3 protein-coding genes, 1 tRNA gene and 1 pseudogene are annotated in these 2139 nt (G+C 77.0%); 1 reads left to right on the top strand and 4 read right to left on the bottom strand.

The window, feature by feature from the left end:
• Positions 1 to 293, top strand: a 293-nt coding sequence (locus WCS02_RS19875) for a sulfurtransferase (RefSeq protein WP_340296016.1), incomplete at its 5' end; no start/stop codon positions are given.
• On the opposite strand, the gene WCS02_RS19870 is transcribed toward WCS02_RS19875, so the two are convergent.
• The 4 genes and pseudogenes from WCS02_RS19870 to WCS02_RS19855 all read right to left on the bottom strand — a co-directional run.
• On the bottom strand, positions 227 to 1348 hold the full coding sequence (locus WCS02_RS19870; protein ID WP_340296015.1) for an acyltransferase family protein: 1122 nt from the start codon (positions 1346 to 1348) through the stop codon (positions 227 to 229). The two genes, WCS02_RS19875 and WCS02_RS19870, sit on opposite strands and share 67 nt — an antisense overlap.
• A 66-nt stretch (positions 1349 to 1414) precedes the next feature.
• Positions 1415 to 1612, bottom strand: coding sequence for a hypothetical protein (locus WCS02_RS19865; protein WP_340296013.1), 198 nt, complete (start codon positions 1610 to 1612; stop codon positions 1415 to 1417).
• Positions 1613 to 1664: 52 nt separating this feature from the next.
• Positions 1665 to 1737, bottom strand: a tRNA-Ala gene (locus WCS02_RS19860).
• 86 nt (positions 1738 to 1823) lie between these two features.
• Positions 1824 to 2139: pseudogene (locus WCS02_RS19855) on the bottom strand (hypothetical protein); the annotation flags it as partial.

Below are 2139 nucleotides of genomic sequence, written 5' to 3'. Positions count from 1 at the left end.
AGCCGGTCGACCCCCGCGCCGGCCACGTCCCGGGCGCCCGCAGCCTGCCGGCCACGACGACCCTGGCCCCCGACGGCACGGTCCTGCCGGTCGACGCGCTGCGCGAGCGGTTCGCCGCGGCCGGGGTGGGGCCGGGCACCGACGTCGTCGCCTCGTGCGGGTCGGGCGTCACCGCGTGCCACACCCTGCTGCTGCTCGAGCACGCCGGGCTGGGCACCGGGCGGCTCTACGCCGGCTCGTTCTCCGCGTGGAGCAGCGACCCGTCCCGGCCGGTGGCCACCGGCGAGGGCTGACGGGCGGCCGGGACCCCCGCACCGCGCGGGTGGACAGTCGTCCGCCCGCGGTCCGCCGGCGCGGGCAGCGAGAAGAGGATGCCGAGCCCCGCCCGCTGCAGCCCGGCGTGCAGCGCCAGGCACACGGCCAGCAGCAGCACGGTGGCCACCAGCGGGTAGACGGCGAGCAGCACCTCCGGCAGGGCGGGGGCGGCCCGCAGCACCCCGGCGTGCAGCAGCGCGAGGACCGGCAGGTGGAGCACGTACACCGGCAGGGTCCGGCGGCCCACCCAGCGCACGCCGGCGAGGGTCCGCCACGACCCGGCCACGACGGCGGCCACGGTCCCCAGCCAGACGCCCGTCACGGCCGCGGGGACGGCCGCCCACGGGCCCAGCGCGAGCCGCAGCCCGGCGCAGACGAGGAACGCCAGGACCGCGAGCCCGAGGACCCGCCAGGACGCGCCGGCGACCGCCCGCTCCAGCACGCGGGGCGCGAGCGCCGGCACGAGGAAGAACACGACGTTGCGCAGCAGGCCCTCGCTGTTGCCCCAGGACGGCAGCACGCCGGCGTAGGCGACGACGCAGACGACCGCGGCGAGGGCGACGGCGACCACGGAGGCGGTCCGGCTCCGCACGACGGCGCGGGCCAGGAGCATGTAGGCGGCCAGCGCGTACAGGTACCAGAGGTTCGAGGCGCCGGTGAGCAGGTACAGCAGCAGCTCCAGCGGGTCCCGGGCCGTGTTCGTCCGCAGCGCGACGACGGAGAACACCGCCGTGTGCACGCAGAGCCAGAGCGCGTACAGGTAGTAGGGGTTGAGCACCCGGGCGCGGCGCACCGTCGGCCACGGCCGGGTCAGGGCACGTGCCGCGAAGAAGCCCGAGACGGCGAAGAACAGCGGGATGCGGAACGGCGTGAGGACCGCGCTGAGCATCGACCACGGCCCGGTCCACGCCTCGGCGCCCGGTAGCTCGCCCAGGCTCTTGCTCGTCACGTGCCACAGCACCACGAGGCTCACGCACACACCCTTGGCCAGGTCCGGCCATGCCTCACGGACCCGCGCTCCCCCGACGACCACCCGCAGACCCTGCCAGGCCCGTGTGTCCGGCAGGTTAACGAGCCCGCGGGCGGCGGCGGGAGCCCCTCAGCCGATCGCCCCCCAGGGGAAGACGACGACCCCGGCGAGCGCCGCGAGCGCCGGCGGCACGCTCGCGCGCAGCCGCGCCCGGTCGTGCGGCGGCAGGTGGTACGCGCCGGACACCAGGCCGAGGGTCATGGTGACCACGGCGAGGACCAGGCACACGACGGAGCCGAGCAGCCGCACGGTCTCCACGTCGAGCACCGGGCGAGGCTAGACGACCTGCGGGCGAGATGCCCGGTATGAGCGGTACGGGTGGAGCTGAGGGGATTCGAACCCCTGACCCCCTCGTTGCGAACGAGGTGCGCTACCAGCTGCGCCACAGCCCCTTGCGATCGCCGAGGTTAGCACCGGACGGGCGGTGCTCCCGCCCGCCTGAGCCCCCGGCAGGCCCCTCGCGGGGCCGGCCCCGGGCTCAGGCCGTGGCGCTGCGGCGCACGTCGAGGTGCCCGCCGTCGTGCTCGTCGTGCTCGTCGTGCTCGTCGTGCTCGACGCGCTCGACGAGCTGGCCGGCGGCGGAGCCCGCTGCGACGCCGGCGCGGTCGCCGTCCTGCAGGCCGGTCCCGTGCGCGTCGACGGCGGCCTCGTCCTGCGCGGCGGGCGGCATGGACCAGGGCAGCGTCGGCGGACGGTGGCTGACGGGCTTGGAGGCGTACACGGGGGCGGGGACCTCGACCGGCGTCCACGGCTCCCCGACCGGCGCCGCGGCGGGCTGCGCGGTGCGGGCGGCG

Origin of the sequence: Aquipuribacter hungaricus (genome assembly GCF_037860755.1) — a bacterium.
Classification (GTDB): domain Bacteria; phylum Actinomycetota; class Actinomycetes; order Actinomycetales; family JBBAYJ01; genus Aquipuribacter; species Aquipuribacter hungaricus.
This window is presented reverse-complemented; position numbering and strand designations above follow the sequence as displayed.